The following is a 20,721-nucleotide window of genomic DNA, read 5'->3' on the forward strand; positions in this document are numbered from 1 at the left end:
TTGCCTCGATTGCAATTTGAATTTCGCGGCGACATTGCATCGGCGTGCGGGGGCCGAAGTTGCGCTGGATCAAGCGCGGGGAGGGGCAAAATCACGTCGACGTTATCGCCGCCTTCTTCTTCGCATAGATCTGTTCGATCTCGTCCGCGAAGCGGTGTTCGAGCGCAGGACGCTTGTTTTTCAAGGTCGGCGTCAGCAGCCCTGCGGCGATGGTCCATGGCTCCATCGTCCACCACACCGCGCGCGGCGTCGCGTAGGACGGATAGGCCTTCACCGCCGTCGCGATTCTGGCGAGCAGCGCGGCGCGCGTCTCGGCCTCGCCCTGCTTGCCGGCCGCCGCGAGCCGTTCTTTCTCCTGCACCCAGGCTCTTGCGTTGAGCACGACCAGCGCGGTGAGGAAGGGGCGCTGCTCGCCGACCACCAGGGCCTGCTCGAAGAGGGGATCGGCGAGGATCGCGGTCTCCAGGTCCACCGGCGCGATCTTCTCGCCGGTGGACGTCACGAGGATGTCCTTGATACGGCCGGTGATGGTTATGCGCCCGTTCTCGATGCGGGCCTGGTCGCCGGTGCGCAGCCAGCCGTCGGCGTCCTTGACGCGGCGCGTCTCCTCCGCCTTGTGCCAATAGCCGAGCATGACGCTGGGCCCGCGCACCAGCAGCTCGTCGTTCTCACCCAGCCTGACCTCGATGCCGTCGAGGACATGGCCGACCGAATGCGGATCGTTGTCCTCAGCGGTGTTGACGGAGACCACCGGCGAGGTCTCGGTCATGCCGTAGCCCTGGAGGATGTCGAGCCCGAGTGCAAGAAACAGGCGAATGACGGGCCCGGCGATCGGCGCACCGCCGGAGACCGCGACGCGCAGGCGGCCACCGAACTGCGCCAGCACCTTGTCGGCAACGAGCCGCTTGAGCAGCGGCCAGGCCAGCCGATCGAGCAGCGACGGCACCCCGTGCCCCTGTCGCGCGTCGAAACGCCGCCCGCCGACGGCGATCGTGAGGTCGAGCAGCGCGCGTTCGGTGCTCCCGGCCGAGGCGCGATGCTGCATGATCAGCGCGTAGACGCGCTCATAAATCCGCGGCACCGAGATCAGCACCGTCGGCCGCACATGTCTCAGATCCTCCGCGAGCTGCGGCACCGAGCGCGCATGGGCAACGCAGGCCCCGGCCGCGATCGGATAGTAATAGCCGCCGGTGCGCTCGAACGTATGCGAGAGCGGCAGGAAGGACAGGAATACGTCGTCCGGCGCCGCCGCGATGCGCCGCGCGATCGCCTTCACGTTGGCGACGATGTTGTCATGCGACAGCATCACGCCCTTCGGCCGCCCGGTCGTGCCCGAGGTGTAGACGATGGCCGCGAGATCGTCAGGTTTCAGCGCGAGGTCAGGCAACGGTGCCGCCGCCGGTGCTGCCGCGAGCCATTGATCGAGCGCGACGACGCGCGCGTCGGCCGGCACCGGCCCGGCTCCATCCGCGCAGACGATCCGCTCGAGACGGTCGAGCGGTTGACCGGTGGCACCGATCGTCTGCCAGCGCTCCAGCGAATCCACAAACAGCAGGCGCGCGCCGGAATCGGCGAGGATGTAGGCGATGCTGTCGGGATTGTCGACGGCATGCATCGGCACCGGCACCAGACCGCGCGACAGCGCCGCCTGGTCCATTGCGACATGCGCAATGCCGTTCGGCATCAGGATGGCAACGCGCTCGCCGGGCGCGAAGTCGTCCGCGGCCAGCGCCCGGCGCCACAGCTCGAATTCCGCATCGATCTCCTGCCAGGACTGGCCGACCCAGCGCCCGGCCGCGGAATCGAAATGGCGATAGGCTTCGGCGGCCGGCGTCGCACGGATGCGCCAGCGCAAGAGCTCCGGCAGCGTCCTCACCTCGGCGAGCCCATGCGGTTGACTTGTCGGCTCTGGCATGGCGTCCTTTCGCGGCCTGATCGATTCCCAATCTGGGGCGTCGATACTAGGCCGGCCAGTCCTTGTCGCCTTGATCCTCAGCAAGGTGGCCATGCTTCGGAGCGCCCCATGACGCGCGACCGCCTGTTTCTGCTGCGCCCCGGTTTCGAGGACCCGGCCTATCCGGGCCGGCGCTTCTATTGCTGGCATTGCGCGCTGATCGAAGGCGTGCTCGCCTCGTTTCCAGCGTTGGCCGAAAAGCTCGATGTCGAGCGCATCGCATGGCCAAGGCCACGGCAGGAGGTGATCGCGCTCGTCGGCGAGGCGAACCAGTCGCTGCCGCTGCTCGTGCTGGCCAAGGGAGCAACCTCGCCGCACCAGACCGGCAGCCATCAGGGACGCGCGTTCATCGTCGACAAGGACGCGATCCTCGCCGCGCTCTCCGAACGCCACGGCTATCCCGACCCGCATCCGTAACGTACGGCACTCGCACACCTCTCGTGACCCGTCTCGAAACGAGGGAAAAAGGGCATTGCCTGCGCAGACACGCCTCGCATACTCGTCTCGACAAAGTTCCTGAGAGCCACCGTTCATGCCCGGCCCCCTCCCCGCCCTCATCGTCGTCGACGTCCAGAGCGCGTTCGACGAATGGGAGGCGGCGGGCAAGCGGCGCAACAATCCGGATGCGGTGGCGCGCATCGCCGATCTGCTCAAGGCGTTCAGGACGCGCGGCGCGCCGATCTTCCACATCCGCCACGAGGGCACCAGGCCGACCTCGTCATTCCTGCCGGAAAACTCCGGCTACGCGGTCAAGGACGAGGCGCGCGAAGAGCCGGGTGAACCCGTGATCGTCAAGCGCGTCAACAGCGCCTTCATCGGCACCGATCTCGAACAGCGCCTGCGCGCAGGCAACATCACGACGCTCGTGATCTGCGGCGCCACCACCAATCATTGCGTGGAGACGACGACGCGGATGGCCGGCAATCTCGGTTTCGACGCGAGCCTCGTGCGCGATGCGACCTGGACCTTCGACCGCATCGGACTCGATGGCGACCAGCATTCGGCCGAAGCAATCCATGCGATGACGCTGTCGAATCTCAACGGCGAATTCGCGCGCATCGTCACCGCCGATGACGTGATCGCATCATTCGCGGCAGAGTGATGGCGGCAATGCGATCGATACCGATGCTGCGACAATAAATCTCACGCCGCACGCGCATTCGCACGAATCGGATGCGGCGCGCTGCGTCGTTTCGACGCCGCACTGGGCCGGAACGCAGCCAGCACCCATGTGTTGTCACACGACATTCAACTGGAGTGATGACATGAAGTATCTCATTGTCGCGATGGCGGTCGGTGCTGCGGCGCTTGCCGGCAGTTCGGCGGCGAACGCGGCCAATAACGACAGCGCGACGCGGAACGCGCAAAGCCAAACGACCGACATCAGCGCGCAGCACCGGCACCACGGCCACCATCATCACTGGCGTCCTCATCACCGCCATCACGGCTACTATCGCCCGCACTACCGCAGCTACGGCTATTACCCGCGGCACCACGGTTATTACGGCGGCGGACCGTACGGCTACTATGGTGGCGGTGGTCCCGGCGTGAGCTTCAGCTTCGGCGGCGGCCGCTGGTAAGAGATTAAGAGATCAGGCCCGCAAGTGTGCGGGCCTTTTTTCTGCTTGCCTTCTTTCTGCCTGCCTTCGCCAACGGGAATGACGGGTTTCGCTACGCTCTACCCATCCTGCAAGATCATCCCCGCCGTCTCCAGCCCGCTCGCCAGCGCCGCCTCCACCGTGCCCATGTCGCGGCCGCGATAGAGCGCTTCGCCGGAGAACAGCACCGGGCCGTCGGTGCGCGCGAGGATCGCCTGCGCCTTGCGCGTGCGCGGCGTCGCCCAGGAATAGGCGCCGCGGGCGAAGGGATCATGTGCCCAGTTGGTTGCGGCGGCCGCCACGAGGTCGCGCGCGAGGTCTTGCCGCGACAGGCCGAACATCGCCGCGAGCGAATCGAGCCCCGCATCGATCAGCCCTTGCGGATCGAGCGTCGCCAGCTCGGCCGTTCGCGGACCCCCGAACCAGCCGGTGAGCACGGGATGCTGCTCCGGATAGCGCGTCCACCACACCGGAATGGTTTCGTCCGACAGCAGGAAGGTCATATCGGCGAGATCCCGCTTTCGCTCTCGCCACCAGGGCCGCGCGAACCGCAGCAGAATCTTGATCACGCTGCCGAAGCCAATATCGCCGGCGACCGCAGCCTGCGCGCGGGCGCTCGCTGGAAGCGAGATCTCACGCAACAGCGGCAGCGGCACGGTGAGGATCGCGCGATTGCAGCCATGCAATTCACCGCCGGCAGCGCGGACGGCCAGCGCGCCGCCCGCCTCCTCGATTGCCGACACCACGCCGCCAAGGCGGATCGCAACACCCAGCCCGCGGCACTCCACGGTCAGAAAATCGATCAGCGCGCCATAGCCGCCGACGATGCGCGCCAGGGTGTGACGTCCGCCGTCCATCCATTCCTCGCGCAACGCCAGTGTCGAGGCGCGCTCGGGATCGGCCGCGTCATAACCCTCAACCATGCGTTCGACCGAATGGCGCAGCCCGTCATATTCCGGCCCGGCAAAATGACGGCGCAGGAAATCGGCGACGGTGAGGTCGTCCCTCAAGCCCCGGAGCATCGCATGCAGCTCTGCCTCATGCGGATCGTGCCGATCTTCCCGCGAGAATCCTGTGCCGTCAAAACTCCATCGCGTGCCTTCGGTCTCCTGAAACGACAGCCCGGCCTCGCGCAGCAGTCCGCGCGTGACCGGCGCCTCGCCATGGACGAATTCGGCGCCGCCATCGGCGGGGTAGCCGAACTCCGACGCCGGCAGCGGATGGATGCGCCCGCCGCAGCGCTCGCGCGCCTCCAGGATCGTCACCGTCCTGCCCGCGCGTGCCAGCTCGCGCGCCGCCATCAGGCCGGATGCGCCGGCACCGACGATGATGATGTGTTCCGTTTCCCCCGACATGCCGATGCTTACTTTGCCACCGCCTGCGGATCGTTCTGAATGAGATAGCGCAGCAGCAGCACGCCGCCGCCAAGCTGCCGCGTGCTCTCCAGCGTCATCGCGGTCAGCGGCGCACGCTTGTCGCCGTCCGCCTCCGCCGAATCGAACACGAAGGGGGCACCGCTCGCGCCATCGATTGCGGGGCTGAGGATCAGATTGAATTCGTCGATCAGGCCGGCGCGCAGGAATGCGCCGTTGGCGACGCCGCCGCCCTCCACCAGCAACCGCTTCACGCCGAGCTCGCGGTCGAGAACCTCGACCGTCAGCGCCAGATCGATCTCCGACTTGCCGGCAAAGATGTAGGACACGCCCTCGCCGCGGAGCCCTGCGAGATGTGAATCCGGCACGCTCTCGGTCAGCACGACGACGATCGGGTCGCCGCCGATGTCGGAGCGCCCCCAGCCGATCTTGCCCTGCGCATCGAGCACGACGCCGTAGGTTTTCGCATCGCGCCGCGCGAACCAGTTTTCGCGGGGAAATCTCTCGCCCGGCGTCTCCGGATACGGCTTGCCCCTGGCGAACTCCGAGCCGGTGACGCGGCCGATGACCCAGGCATCGCCGCCGAGCTCGTCATGGATCTTCTCGAACCAGTCCGTACCCGCGCCCTTCGGGCGCCAGCGGCTGGGATGCGTGCGGCCGTCCAGGCTCGAATGCATCAGGCAGATGACGTAAGGCTTCATGCAGATTCTCCGGACGTCTTCTCACGCCATCCCGCCGCCGCCCTTGGCGCGGTCGTTCACGATCACCGCGAGCGGATTGAGCTTCGGCGGTGCGACGAGCTTCAGCGTGTTGCTGTCGTGATGATTGAACGGCGCGCCGCGGACGAACAACTCGGTCTGGATCAAATAGCTCCAGCTTCCATCATCGTTGAAGGTGATGTCGCAACGATAAGAATCGGTGCGGAAGGCCTGCTCCAGGAAATCGGTCGAGCAGATCCCGTAAGCGGTATCACCGCGCTTCGCCGTGACGGAGATCTTTCTGTCATCCGACCCGGCCTTGCCCTTGGCCAGCAGCACCTGCCCGCGCGGGATCGCCAGCGTCTGCATGATCAGCCCGGTGGCGGGCTCCCACAGCCAGTAGCCGACCTGGTCGTGAAACGTGATGTCTTCTTCCGGCGTGTTGATGTGGATGTGGTAGCGCAGGCCATAAAGCAGCTGCGGCCCATTGGCCTGCGGATCGATCGGGTCCATGCGGATGTGCTCGATGAAGGTCCGCCGCTCCGGCCCCTCCGCCTTCGGATTGACGTCGATGCCCTTGTCCGCCTGCCAACTGCCGGCGAGGCGGCGGAGCGGGCCGAGATTGGCAAGGCCGTCGGGCGAGACGTCCTCGGGCTCGGTGAAGATGTCGGCGGGAAGGGGCAGCATGGGTGTCCTCGCGGAAGTTGCGGGAACAGCCATATCACGGAGGCAGGAAGCTGGCTCGCGTCCGGGTGTCACAATCGCGAATGGACATAGGCGCCACACGCAGACGACGCATGAGGCGAAGCGGAGCCGAACTTCGGTTCGGCCCCGTCGCCATGAAGCCTAGTGGCGGTGGTCGCGGACCTCGGGCTGATTGCGGTGGTCCCGGACGATGGGCTGATTGCGATGGTCGCGCACGACGGGCGGATCGCGATGGTCGCGCACGATGGTCAGCGCGTTAGCCGGTGTCACCACGCTCGCCACGGTGATCGCTGCGAGAGCCACAAGGATGTAATTGCGCATGGGTCTTGTCCTTTGCCTGGTGGATCACTGCGAACCACCTGACGATAAGCTAGATTGATCAGCGAGAATGATATGTGTCGTCGATCACGCGTGATCATCGATGCGCCGGCCGGTGCGGCCGCGCCACTTGTCGCGACACATCGACCGTGACGCCGGGAAGCTGGGTCTCGATGGGGGTCGGCTGAGACATTGCCGTGCCGCTCGGGCCGCACAGCAGCAGTGCAATCGATGGAACCGCGACAGCGGGATGCGCAACGAAGCGTGACGACAACGTCATGACCAGATCCTTCCAGATGCGGAGGGACAGTCGATTCCACCCCGTGCGGAACGATCTCACGCGTGCATTGGAGTTGCATCGCCAAATCCTGCAGCCCGACACGAGTCGGCCGGCCCGCGATCGGCGCCACAATCTGCCGCAGATTTAATCAGGCACCCGGGCGCCGAAGCTGCGCATAAGGTGCAGACGTCCCGCCATTCGCGAAAATCAAGGCAGCCGCGCAAGAGGCGTCACACCAGTTTGTGCGCGACGTTCCCGTTTGCGGCTCGATATCGCGATGATAAGACGATAGGGTTGTGAAATACGCCATAGGCGACGAAGCCGCTCCCAATATAGCTTTCAAGCGACGTCCATGATTTTCAAGTGAGTGCCTCGGAATGCAGCAGGCTTCGGTCGAGAAGTTCTCGGACCTCATCGGCAATATCTATGATTGTGTGATCGCACCGGAACGCTGGACCGAAGTTCTTGACCAGATTTGCAGCGAGTTCGGCTTTGCCACTGGCGCGCTCTCGGTCGCCAGCCTTTCGAACATGAAGGCCGTCGTCAATGCGGTCTCCGGCAGCAACCTTGCCCAGATGGCCCAGAATGCCGTCGGCTATGGCGCCGACATCATCGAGCTCTGGGGCGGCGCCGAGCGCATTCAGCAATACCCGCTCGGAGAACCCATCGTTCAATCCCAGGCGGTCCGGCAGGACATCATTTCCGGCAATCGCTATTATCGCGAATGGGCCCTGCCCAAGGGCCTGTTCGACGCCGTTGCGGTCGGCCTGGTTCGCGACAGGACGATGGTTGGCAATGCAATCTTCAGCCAGCACGAATCGGCCGGCGCGATCGACGATGCGCAGCTCAGTGGATTGCGCCTGCTGGCGCCTCACATCCGCCGTGCCGTGACGATCAGCAATCTGTTCGACATGAAGACGGTGGAAGCCACGACATTCGCCGCGACCGTGGAGGCCCTGACGGTCGGCGTCGTCCTGGCGGACGAAGAGTCGAAAATCGTTCACAGCAACGCCGCGGCCACGGCGATGCTCGCAGCCGGCGATCCCATCGTGGCGCGCCATGGCCGGATCGCCGTTCAGTCCCCAGCGACCACGACCGCATTGCAATCGGCCGTTGCCCAGGCTGCGAAGGACGAGGCGACGCTCGGGCAGAAAGGCATCGGCATCCCGATCCCCCGCTCCGATGGTGACCCTCTCGTCATCCACGTTCTGCCGCTGCGGCGCGGCCACATGCGCGCCGGCCTGGTCCAGCGCGCCGCCGTCGCCCTGTTCGTGGCGTCAGCCTCGGGCCCGCCGCAGCTGCCTCACGTCGCGCTCAACCAGCTCTATGATTTGACGCCGGCCGAGATCCGCATCTTCGAGCTCATCTGCGACGGACAGACGCGCGCGGACATCGCGGAACTGCTCGGCATTTCCCTGAGCACCGTGAAGAGCCACCTCATTCATGTCTTCGAGAAGACGGGGTGCCGGAGACAGGTCGACCTGGTGAGGCTGGCGAAGTCGCTGACGTTTCCGGTGTAAGCCGAAGGTCGCTCTCAAGCCGCTTCCGGCGTCGATCTCGCGCGCTGCTCGAGCACACCGATCGTGGAGACCAGGTTGTCGCGTCGCGCGCGAAGGTTAACCGCGAGTGGCGGATATGTCGGCTGCTGCACATCAAACACCCCCGCGCGAGCCTCTTGCTCGAGAATGTCGGTGTTTAACAACCGAACGCGCCACCACAAATCGGCGATCAATGCATCGAGCCGGAGTTCACCAGCCGCACCAGAACGGGACACTTCCTGCATCGCTTGCCTCAACCTGACACGGCCTGCCTGCTGAGGCCGGGCTTCGGCCAAAACTGAGCAAGCAGAGTGCCAAAGGGGGGCCTCGTCACGACCGCGCAACCGCGGAAGGCGCGACAGTTCTGATGCCCGCCTCACGCCACGGCCCGGCGTCCCCGCCGAGGGACTGGGCTTTGCAATGGCAGGTCGGCCAGGGGCACGGGCCTGCTGAAGAAATAACCCTGACCCAGCGCAATTCCGAGCGAGTGGAGCCTTGCGATCTGCGCGGAGGTCTCCACACCTTCGGCGACGATCGAGAGCTTCAACGCCTTTGCAAGCTGCACGATGGACTTCAGCACGGCGACGGTCTCGCACCGGTCGATCCTATCGATGAAGGATTTGTCGATCTTGACCTTGTCGAATGGAAAGGCCGTCAGATAGGACAATGACGAGTAGCCGACGCCGAAGTCGTCGAGGGCAATGGAGACGCCGAGCGCCTTGAGGCGCTGCAGCGTCTTGAGGTTCTCCTGGGTGTCGGCGAGAAACACGCTCTCGGTGATCTCGAGCTCGAGCCGGGTTTCCGGAAGCCCGTTCTGCGCCAGCGCGGACGTCACGATATCGACGAGGTTGGCGCCGGCAAACTGCAGGGCCGAGAGATTGACCGCGACCTTGACATCGCCCGGCATGGTCGTCGCATCGCGACACGCCTTGGCCAGCACCTGATTGCCGAGTTCGACGATCAGTCCGCCGGCCTCCGCGACCGCGATGAACTCGGCAGGTGGAATGAATCCCCTGATGGGGTGACGCCAGCGCGCCAGGGCCTCGACCGATTTCACGCGGCCCGTGCTGAGTTCGGTCACGGGCTGATAGTACACGTCGATCTCCTCGCGCCAGATCGCCTCACGCAGCTCGACCTCGAGCACGTTGCGCTGATCGGCTTCGGCCTTGAGCTCCGCCGAGTAGACATGGAAGCAGCTTCGGCCGGCGCTCTTGGACCTGTAGAGCGCAAGATCGGCGTTGCGAAGAATCTCATCGACACGCGTGCCATGCTCGGGGACCAGGGCAAGGCCGATACTGCAGCCGATGACGACGGGATGGCCCTCGATGTGATAGGGCTCGGCAATGACCTGAACCAGCCGCGCCGCGAGGCTTGCAGCGCCGTCCTGGATCGCGGTACGGCCCGGCGCCACGATCACGGCAAACTCGTCGCCACCGATCCGGGCCGCCATGTCGAGGTCTCGGATCTGTGCCTTGATCCGGCCGGCAACCTGCTTCAACAGCGCGTCGCCGCATTGGTGGCCAAGCGCGTCGTTGACGGCCTTGAACTTGTCGAGGTCCAGCAGCAGCACGGCGAACGCAGCCTCCGGGCCGGGAGATCCGGCGAGCACTTCGTCGATGTGCTCCTTGAACAGGTTGCGATTGGCAAGGCCAGTCAGACTGTCGTAGTGCGCCAGCCTCTCGATCCGGTCCTCGGACGCCTTGCGCTCCGTGATGTCTTCGTGCGTGGCGACCCAGCCGCCGCCCTCGCGCCGTCCGTAGGAGACATAGACGACCCGACCATCGGGAAACGGCACGGTGTTCGAGATGTGCTCCGACTGCTCGAGCCGGCTCTTCAGATCGACGAGGTAAGCCTCGACGTCGAGCACCGCGGTCTGTTTTGCGAACACCTCGCGGAAATCCATGCCGATCCGAATTTCCTCCGGCTCCAGCCCATAGAGTTCGAGCCATTGACGATTGAACGCGATCAGTCGGTCGCGGCCGTCGAACATGCTCAGCCCCTGCGGGAGGTTTCTGAGAGCATCTTCGAACTTGCTGGCAAAATCGCGCAGCTCACGCTGGGCGCGGCCCAGCGCCAATTGTCGCCGCCAGTGGAACAGCGTCGCGGTCACGATGATGAAGGTGAGCAGCAGCGCGCCGCCGAGATAGACCTTCTGCCTGAGATCGGAGCGGGAATAGATCTCCTGCGCCGAAATGCCGACGGTGAAGATGAGCGGGAACACGCGCGACCTGCGCGCCGTGATCAGCCTGTCGCGGCGGTTCGGGCGGTTTTCGTTCCAGTATTGTGCATAGAAGCCGTCCCGCAGCTCGCCTTCGACGCGGTTCGGGGCGCGCTGCCCCAGCACGGTATCGTGATCCACCCCCCGCGCGGCTAGCACGACATGGTTGGCATTTCTGAGGACCAGCGTTCCTCCGGCACCGAGCTTCGCGGTGTCGTAGATTCTGCCGACGACGTCGACGCTGATCGAGCCGACGACCACGCCGGCCGGATTCCTGGCAAGGTCAAACAGCTTTCTCGCCAGCTGGATGGTCCATTTGTTTGAGGCCCGCCCCAGCACCGGCTTCGCGACGTAGAGGCTATCGTCGGCTTGCGCCATGACGCTGGCGAAGTGCTCGCGATCACCGAGATAGAGTGGCGCGCCGGAATAGCCCGTGGTCGTATCGAACATGTAGCCGTCCAGTCCGATCAGAGAGAACTGGACCACGTCGCCGGTCGCGATGCGAGCCTTGTCGGACCAGAATTTCAGGCTGAACGTCAGCGGATCCTGGGCGTAGAGAGCGCGCACCACCAGCAGCGACTGATCCACGCGCTCGATGATGCGCTCGGTATTTTCCTCGAACAATTCGGCGACGCTGTCGCCGTGCGACCGCGCCTGCTGGACGGCATCCGCTCGCTCCGACGACGTGATCGCGACATACCCGATCCAGACCAGGGGCAGGAAGAACAATGCAATCTGCAGCGGGGCATTGCGCAGAATTGTCATCGCAACCTTGCGAACTGGTCTGGCAAGAATCACGAGGCGCGCTCCCGCATCAGCCGCGGGGGCAGAACAGGACTGGTCGCCCAGAATGGCATTGCCTCTCTCCGCCTCGATTGCGGGGACGCCACGGCCGCGAGCCGGCACTGTCGTCCCGGAGCGCGAGCCTAGAAGCAACAGCCTTAAGTTTCTGTTGGTAGAAGGCTCAATTATTCAGCTCACGACCTCCGTAAGACCACGGAAGCCCGGTGGTTTGGGCAGCTTGGCGGTACCGGCGAACGGTATTTTGGCGACACCTGTCGTGCCAGGGGGTCACATTGCGCGCGCGAGCACGATCACGCCGGACAGGACGAGCAGCCCGCCTGCCGCACGGCTCAGTCTTGGGCCGAACGGCAGCAATTTCTCACCGGCAACATAGAGCGCGATGGCGATGATCCAGACGAAATTCATCACTCCGCTGACGAACAGCAGTGCCATCAAGAACCAGCAGCAGCCGACGCAATAGCTGCCGTGGCGAAGTCCCATGCGGAGCGCCCCGCGTGTGCCGGGCCGCCAATGCCGACTGAGAAACATCAACGGGCTCTCGCAGTAACGCAGACAGGCACGTTTGAGTGGCGTGAACTGGTAAAGCCCTGCGGCGAGCAGAATGATGCCGCCCAAAATCGAGCTGGTGCTTGCCATCGCCATCGACAGCAACCCGAAGCGCTCGAGCGCCCATTGCACCAGGACCGCAACGACACAGAACCCCGCCCATGTGACGAGATAACCGGCGAGAAATATCCAGGCGTCCATTGCGGCGCGGGATGCTGTCTCCTGCTTGCGCTTGACCGTCGCATACAAGAGGACGGTGGGCGCCGCGCTCGGTGCCATCATCGCGATCATCATCACCCACCACATCACGAACAGCAGCGCGGCATAGAGCGGCGTCCACGGCATCGGCGCCATGTCCGGCATATCGGCCATCATCTCGGTGTCCATGCCGGCGCCGCTGGCGAGATAGACCCAGGCGAGCACCGCCACCGCAGCGGTCCCGATCCCGACGATCAGGCGGTCGCGGTGGAGCAGGTGTTCCAGCATGAAGCGCCCGTGCATGGGCTTGCCTGCCAGTGGTGTGGCCGAGTCGACCTCTCGATTTCAGCGCAGCATCACGCCGCGACGCCGTCGGGCGTCTGCGCGACGGTAGCAAGCGAGCTGTGCGTGGCCTGGGTCTCGAACGGAATCGCGCCGGTCGAGCGGATGTTGGCGGACGCGACCTCGGCAGCCCTGTGCTCGAACCCCTCCGGCATCACGACCTGGATGCGGTGCGGAGTACCGGTCACCGGGTTCTTGATCGGCTCCACGTCGGTCTCCAGCACGCCTCCGGCGACGAGCTTGGCGACACGTCCGTCCTTGTCGAAGGAAAACTCAAAGGGGGCAAACACCGGCTCGTGGATCTTGGTGACGATCAGGCTGACGATCTGGAACAGCGTGCCCTCGGCGGAATGCTTGCCCGAAAAGATATCGAACAACGCCTGGCGCTGCTCCGGCGTGGCGCGTTCGTCGATGATGGGCTGGATCGTCCCGTTGCCCTCATGCAGCGCTCCGGGGAAATCGACCGTGATCGCGAAGCAGAGACCGTCGAGCCTGGTCCCCTCAAAATGTCCCTTGGCGATGCGCATGGCGACCAACCCCTTGCAATAGCCTCGGGTCGGCGGTGCGTTGAAATCGCAAGGGCAGCCGAATGCGCAAGTGCAATTCTTCATCCATTCGCCTTCGAGACGCCAGTCCGATGCAGCCATGGCACATCTCCCAATGTGAGGAGGGAGGCGGCAGCCGTGGACGAATTTGTTCAGCGTTGTGTCGAAGCAAAGGGTAGAACCGCGAGCGGGATCGAGATCCGATCAGAAAACCAGCATCGCAGAAGAGTCGGTTGGCGAGCTGCCGTTTACCGTCCCGATGGGACATAGCATATCAGCCGCGGCCGGGCGCGTACAGTGAACACGCGCGGTGGAGCAGGCAGGTCCGGAGGACGTCCGAAACAGAGGCGGATGGTGCGCCACTCCGAACAAAACTGCGAACTCGTATGTCATTGAATGCACTTATGATTTCTCGTGGCATCTGCGACCTGGCCGTGCCGTAGGTGCCTTTTTGCCGCGGCTCCGCGCGCCTTGGCCGCCGTGGTGGTAAGATCAGGTGCCGAGGGCAGATTTCGCGGCGCCGGATCTCGGTCAAGATAACAGCGCCCGAAGCGATGAACTCCAGAAGCAAACTGACGATCGCGGTTGCGATCGGACGATGCGAGAGATGGAGGACGTTATGGAAGCGTGGCGTGACGACAAGGCCCGGTCGACCCTGATTCGCGAAGCTGCGGCCAACGTGCAGCTAGGCAACGCGCCTCGGACTTTTGCCGAACTCCTGTTCGGCCACACCAATAGCGAGGATCTCGCCAACCACGACGCCGCTTCGCTGGCCTTCCTGGCCGAGCAGGCCTGGGAACATGTACAGCGGCGCACGGCGGGGCACGCCGATATCCGCATCGTCAATCCGACGATGCCGGATGGCCGCGAGATCTCCGTGCTCGAAATTCTCAACGACGACATGCCCTTCCTGTTCGACTCCACTTTGGCCGAGCTAGCCGAGCAGGGCATCGAGGTCGCCCTGGTCGCCCATCCGATCATCGCCGTGGAGCGCGATGAGCAAGGCAAGCTGATGCGCTTCCATGGCGAAACCCTGCCGGCGGGAGCAAGGGGCACGCGCGAAAGCCTCATCCATCTCCACATCACCCGCATGGACGTCGACGCCGACCGCCAAAAGCTGATCGTTGGGTTGACCATGACGTTGAATGACGCGCGTGCCTGCGTCACCGACTGGAAGCCCATGCGCGCCCGCATCGAGGAGGCGATCAAGATCTTCTCTACCAATCCGCCGCCGCTGCCGATCGACGAGATCGCCGAAGCCAGCCAGTTCCTGCATTGGCTATGCCTGGACAATTTCACCTTCCTGGGCGTGCGCGAATATCGCTTCTCCCCCGACAGCGATGCTTCGGACGACATCACGACCGGCGAGGGCCTCGGCATCCTGCGCGATCCCGAGGTGAAGGTCCTGCGCCGCGGTCGCGAAATGGTGGTGATGACGTCGGAAATTCGCGAGTTCATGCGGGAGCCGAGCCTTCTCATCGTGATCAAGGCCAACGTGTCCAGCCGCGTTCATCGCCGCATCCGGATGGACTATGTGGGCATCAAGCTCTATAGCCCCGACGGCCGGCTCGAAGGAGAATTGCGCCTCGTCGGTCTGTTCACGTCCGGCGCCTATACCCGATCGGTCAAGCAAATCCCTTATGCCCGCCACAAGGTGGCGCAGGTGCTGCAGCGCGCCGGCTTCGACCCGAACAGCCATTCGGGCAAGGCGCTGACGCATATTCTCGAAGATTATCCGCGCGACGATCTGTTCCAGATCGACGTCGACACGCTCTACAATTTCGTCATGGAGATCCTGATCCTCTATGAGCGCCCCCGGGTCCGGGCGCTGGCACGCGTGGACAAGTTCGATCGCTTCGTCTCCATCCTCTGCTTCATTCCGCGCGACAAATACGATACCGACGTGCGCACGCGCGTCGGCGCCTTCCTCTCGCAAGTCTACAAGGGAACCCTGTCGGCCTCCTACGTGTCCTTCCCCGAAGGATCGCTGGCGCGCGTCCACTACATCATCGGGCGATATGAAAGTGAGACCCCGGTCGTCGAGCGCGAGACACTCGAAGCCGGGATCAGCGCCATTGCCGAGACCTGGGCCGACAAGTTGAAGGTCGCGCTCGCAGCGTCTGCCGACGGTATGCGGGCACGCATGCTTGCAAGCCGCTATGCCCAGGCCTTTTCCGGCGGCTACACCGAGATATTCAGCGCCGAACAGGCGATCGCCGACATCACCACCATCGAAAAGCTCACCTCGGCCCGACCGGTGACGATTTCGGTTTACCGCCTCGCGGGGGACGATGATCCCAGACGATTCGGCCTGAAGGTCTTCTCGGATGCCGCACCGCTGTCGCTATCCTATCGCGTGCCGGTGATTGAAAATCACGGCTTGAACGTGGTCAACGAACGCACCTATCAGATCGTGCCGCGCGCCAGGCAAGCGCCGGTATGGCTGCACGATATGACGATCGAGACCAGCGACGGCAAGCCGATCGCAATCAGCCGTGAATTCAACCACCGTCTGGAAGCCTCGATCATGGCGGTGGTCCGCGATCGCGCCGAATCCGACGGGTTCAACGCACTGATCCTACGCACAGCCCTGAGCTGGCGAGAAGTATCGACGATCCGCGCGCTGTCGCGCTACCTCCATCAGATCCGTGCTCCGTTCACCCAGGACTATATGTGGGAGACCCTGCGCAAGAACGCCGTGATTACCGCCAACGTCGTCGCCCTGTTCCAGGGCCGCCTCGACCCGCGCCTTGGACTCACGATTGCGGAGCGCTCGGCGCGCGAGATGGCTCTCGTCGCCGAGATCGAAGAGCAGCTCAAATCCGTCGCCTCGCTCGATGAAGATCGCATCCTGCGCCGCTTCACCAATCTCGTGCAGGCAACCATCCGCACTAATTTGTGGCAAGTCGGTCAGGATGGACATCCGCATCCAGTGATCTCCTTCAAGTTCGACGCCCGCAAGATCGAGGCCCTGCCGGCACCGCGACCACTGTACGAGATTTTCGTCTACTCGCCCCGCGTCGAAGGCATTCATCTGCGCTTTGGCAAGGTCGCGCGCGGCGGTCTGCGCTGGTCCGACCGGCCGCAGGATTTCCGTACCGAGATCCTGGGCCTCGTGAAGGCACAACAGGTGAAGAATGCCGTGATCGTGCCGGTCGGCGCGAAGGGCGGCTTCGTGCCCAAGCGCCTGCCGTCACCCTCGAGTCGCGACCACTTCATGGCGGAAGGCACCGAAGCCTATCGTATCTTCGTTCGCACGCTGCTCGAACTCACCGACAATCTCGACGGCGACACCATCGTGCCGCCCGACTCGACTGTGCGGCATGACGGCGACGACCCCTACCTGGTCGTCGCCGCCGACAAGGGCACCGCCACCTTCTCCGACATCGCTAATGCGATCTCGACCGAGAAGCACCATTGGCTCGCCGATGCCTTCGCCTCCGGCGGCAGTCAGGGCTATGACCACAAGAAGATGGGGATCACGGCGCGAGGCGCCTGGGAAGCGGTCAAGCGTCACTTCCGCGAGCTTGGCACCGACATCCAGACCAAACCGTTCACGGTTGCCGGCGTAGGCGATATGTCGGGCGATGTCTTCGGCAACGGCATGCTGCTCTCGCCGGCGACGAAGCTCGTCGCGGCGTTCGATCACCGCGACATCTTCATCGATCCCTCGCCTGATCCGGCGGTCAGCCTCGCCGAACGCAAGCGCCTGTTCAGCCTGTCGCGATCGAGCTGGCAGGACTACGACAAGTCCCTGATCTCGCAAGGCGGCGGCGTGTTCTCGCGCTCGCTCAAGGCGATCCCGCTTGCGCCGGAAGTGCGCAAACTGCTCGATTTAGACAAGCCGCAGGCCACGCCTTTCGAGGTGATGACAGCGATCCTCAAGGCCCGCGTGGACCTCCTGTGGTTTGGCGGCATCGGCACGTATATCCGCTCGTCCTCGGAAAGCGATGATCAGGCCGGCGATCGTGCCAACGATCCGATCCGCATCACGGGCGCCGATGTCCGCGCCCGGGTGATCGGCGAAGGCGCCAATCTCGGCGTCACCCAGCGCGGCCGTATCGAGGCGGCGCAGAAGGGCGTGAAGCTCAACACCGACGCCATCGACAATTCGGCCGGCGTGAACACGTCCGACGTCGAGGTCAATATCAAGATCGCGCTGGCGCGCCCCGAGCGCGAGGGGCGCCTCAGTCCAGGCGACCGCAACAGCCTGCTCGCCGCGATGACCGAGGAGGTCGGCGCGCTGGTGCTGCGCAACAATTATCTTCAGACGCTGGCGCTTTCGCTGGCCGAACGGAAGGGGGTGGCCGAGATCGGCTTCCTCACCCGACTGATGCAGTCGCTCGAGCAGCGCGGCCTGCTCAGCCGCGCCGTGGAGTTCTTGCCTGACGATGCTGCGGTCACTGAGCGTACGAGACGCAGCCAGCTCCTGACGCGGCCCGAGCTTGCCGTGTTGCTCGCTTACGCCAAGCTGACGCTGTACGATGACCTGCTTGCAACTGGCGTACCTGACGATCCCTATCTCGCCCGCGAACTATCCCAATATTTTCCGCGCCAGGTGCAGGAGCAGTTCCCGACAGCGGTACAATTGCATCGGCTCCGGCGGGAGATCATCGCCACCAGTCTCGCCAATGCCGTGATCAACCGGGGCGGCCCCGCCTGTGCCGTGCGCCTGACCGACGAGACCGACGCCGATATCGCCACCATCGTCATGGCCTTCGTGGCGGTGGACGAATCCTACGGCCTCAGGGGGCTCAATGCCGCGATCGATGCACTCGACACCCGCATCGACGGGCAATTGCAACTCGGGCTCTATGCGGCGATCCAGGATCTCCTGCTCTCACGCACGGTCTGGTATGTGCGCAATGCTGATTTTAAGGCCGGTCTGGACGCCGTGATCGCACGCTTCGGGCCCGGAATCCGGGAGATCGCCGCCGGGCTCGACAAGACCCTGCCGCAGGATTCGCAGGCTGGGCGCACCAGGCGGCGGCAGGATCTGATCGACAGCGGTGTCCCGGCGGGCCTTGCTGCAGAACTCGCCGATCTCGATGCGCTTCTCTCCGCACCGGATATCGTCACGGTCGCGGAGCGCACCAACCGGGCCATCGGTGACGCCGCCACGACCTTCTTCGCCGCCGAGGCCGAATTCAGACTCGATCGGATCATCGCCGCCGCGCGCAGTGTTCCGGCCAACGATAATTACGAACGTCTCGCCATCGATCGTGCCGTTGGCCAGATCGCGGCCGCGGAAAGAGCACTGGTCGCCGACATGCTGGCGAACGGCGAATCCGGCCCGCAGGCCACCGGCGACTGGCTTGCGGCTCATCCTGAGGCGATGCGCGTTCGCCGCTCGGTCGAGGAGATCGCGGCCAGCGGCTTGACGCTCGCCAAGCTGACGGTGGCAGCCAATTTGCTGGGAGACCTCGTCAAGGCCTGAGTCCCGACGGAAGGAAATGCAGAGGCTATGCTCTGGCACAGGAGGAGCCAGGCTGAGCCTGATGGTGCCCAGGGGCGGAATCGAACCACCGACACTGCGATTTTCAGGCTGATGTTTTCTAAGGAATAACAATTAGATAGGGCGCATCCTGTCGTCTAACGGGCCACCAGACATCAATGACATAGGGTGGCTTTGTCTAACAAATGTCCTTGGTCGCCGCTGGCTCGGGAGAGCCCTCCCTTCACACGGAGAGGTCCAGATTCGGGCCCTTGTGCGCCCACCATCCATCCCTCTGAATTCCCTTTAGCGTATGCCTTGGATATCTGGGCTTCGGAGCGCCTGTGGCCACGGATTTCCCACCAGTCGAAGACCCCCGCCAGCATGTCACCTTTCGTCGAGCTGTTTTGAACCGTATGCCAAAGCTTCGGTCTTCAAGGCTGATAGTGCCGCATAATATCCGCAGCGACTTGACGGTGAACGTCGGTCGAAGGGTGGAAATGAATTTCAGTCTGAAACGCTGGCCACTGCCCTGCTGACCGGATGAGGAAGACGACCTCAGCTTCGACCGTCTCGATGTCCAGTTCGCTCCTGTCCACGGCATCCATGTGGCACCAGACGCTCAGGGTCGCCTTGTCGTTTCCATGGCGCCACGCATATCCGTGGTAACCGCCCTCACCCGCTGCGTTCCAGCCAAGCCGAAGCCGGTTGCGGATGCTCTGCTTGGTTAGGCCGACGTAGACCGGCTTCCGGTCGATGCTGGCGATGTAAAGCTTGGGCAGGTCGTTGGTGGCGAGGCCGGAGAACTTGTTTGTCCCCTTGGGGCACAGCACAGTGAACTCCGTAGAAGTGAAAGATAGCTCGTAGCTTTCAGGGCCTTGAATTCTCATTTTTCCTCGAACAGCGAAAAATCTGCGTCTTCCGGCGGTGCTTCGCCTGTCTGCATCGACTTGCCGAAATACTCGACCACCTTCTTTTTCTTGTCTTCTGACCAGCCGTCGTAAAACTCGGGCGAGAGGGTGAAATTCTCAACCCGCTGAAGAATGAGGTTGGAAAGGGGCTTCCTGGGATCAAACTTTTCATCGAAAAAGGAGGGTAGAGCTTTCTTGATGATGTCCGAATGCGCGACGGCATAGGACAGGATGGCGGTTGTTTTTTCGGCCTCGGGTATCACGGTGAGCGCAACCCCAATGGTGTCGCCACTCTCCTCCTCCGCCAAACCGAAGAACGATGATACGGCCACGGTCGGCTTCAGCCCGGTCATCGTGATAATTTGGTGTTCCATTTGCGGTTGTTGGCCGTTCGAACGAGGGGTGTCGAACTTTTGGGAGCGGTAGCGGAACAGCCGCCATGCCTTATTGCGGAAGTGTGCTGCCATATGCGCCGCAGCGCCCTCCCCCGGCTTAGTGAGGCCGACCTTTACGTTGCTGGCGTCAAGCTTGAAGAATTGGTTTGCCAACGCATACAAGAACCGCGTTGACCATCTTTATCGAAATGACACGCCCGGCGTTTGTGATGGCCCTATTTTGAAGCAACCTAAAGGCTGCGATCCCGGAGGCAATTCGGAGATTACCGATGAAGATGTAAAGGCCCTTTCCGCCGCTAAGTGAACGGATGCGCGCGGCATCTCAGGGTCTTTGGAACAAATGAACGAGCTGAGGAGACGACGTGAGAGCTACCGCCCTTATTTTGATTGGAATCGGGTTACTCATTGCGACAAGCGACGGGCGTACGCAAACGCGTCCCCCGGAGCCAGCAGCAACGTTAATAGAGCTGTGGGCCGACGCAAATGGTCGATGTCGCGGTGGTTCTGGCGACTCCGCAATGACAGATGCAGCGTGCGCCGAGAGAGAGCGTCTAGGAGGCCGATTAGACGGGTTGGATTGGTGTTACGGAAAGCGCGGGCAGATCGGGGCTGAAATGCAGTGGCATCGCTGTGTATCCAGCTCCATTAGGCAGGAAGGCTCGGTAGCCAACTGCGTGATCGCGGATCCGACTTCCACTCCGCTGAATGTGAGAACCAGCCCGAATGGCAAGATCATTCGAACCGTGTCAAATGGCGACCGCGCCAATGCATCCGAGATTGCTACCGCAGGATCGCCGATCTTGAAGCCAAGCTGCCTGAGCGCCCTCCAATCGAATACGAGCTTTCCCCGAAGCCAAATTTCGA

General features: G+C 63.5%; 17 protein-coding genes. 5 read left to right on the plus strand and 12 right to left on the minus strand.

What is annotated here, in order from left to right; genetic code table 11:
* Window positions 1-91: 91 nt before the first annotated feature.
* Complete coding sequence (locus I3J27_RS36395; RefSeq protein ID WP_270163622.1) at window positions 92-1,915, minus strand: AMP-dependent synthetase/ligase; 1,824 nt, start codon at window positions 1,913-1,915, stop codon at window positions 92-94.
* A 108-nt stretch (window positions 1,916-2,023) separates the two neighbouring features.
* On the opposite strand from I3J27_RS36395, the gene I3J27_RS36400 reads away from it, so the two are divergent.
* The 3 genes from I3J27_RS36400 to I3J27_RS36410 all read left to right on the plus strand — a co-directional run bounded on the left by I3J27_RS36400 (window position 2,024) and on the right by I3J27_RS36410 (window position 3,534).
* Window positions 2,024-2,371 carry a DUF3088 domain-containing protein gene (locus I3J27_RS36400; RefSeq protein WP_270163624.1) on the plus strand — a complete coding sequence of 116 codons (348 nt, stop codon included), beginning with the start codon at window positions 2,024-2,026 and terminating at the stop codon, window positions 2,369-2,371.
* Between the two features lie 115 nt (window positions 2,372-2,486).
* Window positions 2,487-3,056, plus strand: a complete 570-nt coding sequence (locus I3J27_RS36405; protein WP_270163625.1) for a cysteine hydrolase family protein — start codon at window positions 2,487-2,489, stop codon at window positions 3,054-3,056.
* A 163-nt stretch (window positions 3,057-3,219) separates the two neighbouring features.
* Window positions 3,220-3,534 (plus strand): hypothetical protein, encoded by a 315-nt coding sequence (locus tag I3J27_RS36410; protein ID WP_270163626.1) that lies wholly within the window; start codon window positions 3,220-3,222, stop codon window positions 3,532-3,534.
* 98 nt (window positions 3,535-3,632) lie between these two features.
* Here I3J27_RS36410 and I3J27_RS36415 read toward each other — a convergent pair whose 3' ends face one another.
* The 5 genes from I3J27_RS36415 to I3J27_RS36435 form a co-directional block, all read right to left on the minus strand.
* On the minus strand, window positions 3,633-4,907 hold the full coding sequence (locus I3J27_RS36415) for a flavin monoamine oxidase family protein (RefSeq protein WP_270163627.1): 1,275 nt from the start codon (window positions 4,905-4,907) through the stop codon (window positions 3,633-3,635).
* A gap of 8 nt (window positions 4,908-4,915) precedes the next feature.
* Window positions 4,916-5,626: a RibD family protein gene (locus I3J27_RS36420; protein ID WP_270163628.1), complete on the minus strand. Its 711-nt coding sequence runs from the start codon at window positions 5,624-5,626 to the stop codon at window positions 4,916-4,918.
* Window positions 5,627-5,647: 21 nt separating this feature from the next.
* Window positions 5,648-6,310, minus strand: coding sequence for an FABP family protein (locus tag I3J27_RS36425; RefSeq protein ID WP_270163629.1), 663 nt, complete (start codon window positions 6,308-6,310; stop codon window positions 5,648-5,650).
* A gap of 159 nt (window positions 6,311-6,469) precedes the next feature.
* Window positions 6,470-6,649, minus strand: coding sequence for a hypothetical protein (locus I3J27_RS36430; protein WP_270163630.1), 180 nt, complete (start codon window positions 6,647-6,649; stop codon window positions 6,470-6,472).
* Between the two features lie 94 nt (window positions 6,650-6,743).
* Window positions 6,744-6,926 (minus strand): hypothetical protein, encoded by a 183-nt coding sequence (locus I3J27_RS36435; RefSeq protein ID WP_270163631.1) that lies wholly within the window; start codon window positions 6,924-6,926, stop codon window positions 6,744-6,746.
* 377 nt (window positions 6,927-7,303) lie between these two features.
* On the opposite strand from I3J27_RS36435, the gene I3J27_RS36440 reads away from it, so the two are divergent.
* Window positions 7,304-8,446 (plus strand): helix-turn-helix transcriptional regulator, encoded by a 1,143-nt coding sequence (locus I3J27_RS36440; protein WP_270163632.1) that lies wholly within the window; start codon window positions 7,304-7,306, stop codon window positions 8,444-8,446.
* A gap of 14 nt (window positions 8,447-8,460) precedes the next feature.
* Here the strand turns inward: I3J27_RS36440 and I3J27_RS36445 are convergent, their stop codons facing one another.
* The 4 genes from I3J27_RS36445 to I3J27_RS36460 all read right to left on the minus strand — a co-directional run bounded on the left by I3J27_RS36445 (window position 8,461) and on the right by I3J27_RS36460 (window position 13,219).
* Window positions 8,461-8,709, minus strand: coding sequence for a hypothetical protein (locus I3J27_RS36445; protein ID WP_270163633.1), 249 nt, complete (start codon window positions 8,707-8,709; stop codon window positions 8,461-8,463).
* Between the two features lie 131 nt (window positions 8,710-8,840).
* Window positions 8,841-11,447 (minus strand): bifunctional diguanylate cyclase/phosphodiesterase, encoded by a 2,607-nt coding sequence (locus I3J27_RS36450; RefSeq protein WP_270163634.1) that lies wholly within the window; start codon window positions 11,445-11,447, stop codon window positions 8,841-8,843.
* 306 nt (window positions 11,448-11,753) lie between these two features.
* Window positions 11,754-12,533, minus strand: coding sequence for a DUF2182 domain-containing protein (locus tag I3J27_RS36455; RefSeq protein ID WP_270163635.1), 780 nt, complete (start codon window positions 12,531-12,533; stop codon window positions 11,754-11,756).
* A gap of 53 nt (window positions 12,534-12,586) precedes the next feature.
* Window positions 12,587-13,219 (minus strand): DUF1326 domain-containing protein, encoded by a 633-nt coding sequence (locus I3J27_RS36460; RefSeq protein ID WP_270163636.1) that lies wholly within the window; start codon window positions 13,217-13,219, stop codon window positions 12,587-12,589.
* 505 nt (window positions 13,220-13,724) lie between these two features.
* Here I3J27_RS36460 and I3J27_RS36465 point away from each other — a divergent pair.
* Window positions 13,725-18,554: an NAD-glutamate dehydrogenase gene (locus I3J27_RS36465; protein WP_270163637.1), complete on the plus strand. Its 4,830-nt coding sequence runs from the start codon at window positions 13,725-13,727 to the stop codon at window positions 18,552-18,554.
* A gap of 431 nt (window positions 18,555-18,985) precedes the next feature.
* Here the strand turns inward: I3J27_RS36465 and I3J27_RS36470 are convergent, their stop codons facing one another.
* Together I3J27_RS36470 and I3J27_RS36475 are read right to left on the minus strand one after the other, a co-directional pair.
* The gene (locus I3J27_RS36470) at window positions 18,986-19,441 is read right to left on the minus strand and encodes a hypothetical protein (RefSeq protein ID WP_270163638.1); all 456 of its coding nucleotides are present in this window, start codon (window positions 19,439-19,441) and stop codon (window positions 18,986-18,988) included.
* On the minus strand, window positions 19,438-20,019 hold the full coding sequence (locus I3J27_RS36475; RefSeq protein ID WP_270163639.1) for a hypothetical protein: 582 nt from the start codon (window positions 20,017-20,019) through the stop codon (window positions 19,438-19,440). Before I3J27_RS36475 ends, I3J27_RS36470 begins: the two co-directional genes overlap by 4 nt.
* Between the last annotated feature and the right edge of the window lie 702 nt (window positions 20,020-20,721).

It is taken from the genome of Bradyrhizobium xenonodulans, assembly GCF_027594865.1.
Lineage (GTDB): Bacteria > Pseudomonadota > Alphaproteobacteria > Rhizobiales > Xanthobacteraceae > Bradyrhizobium > Bradyrhizobium xenonodulans.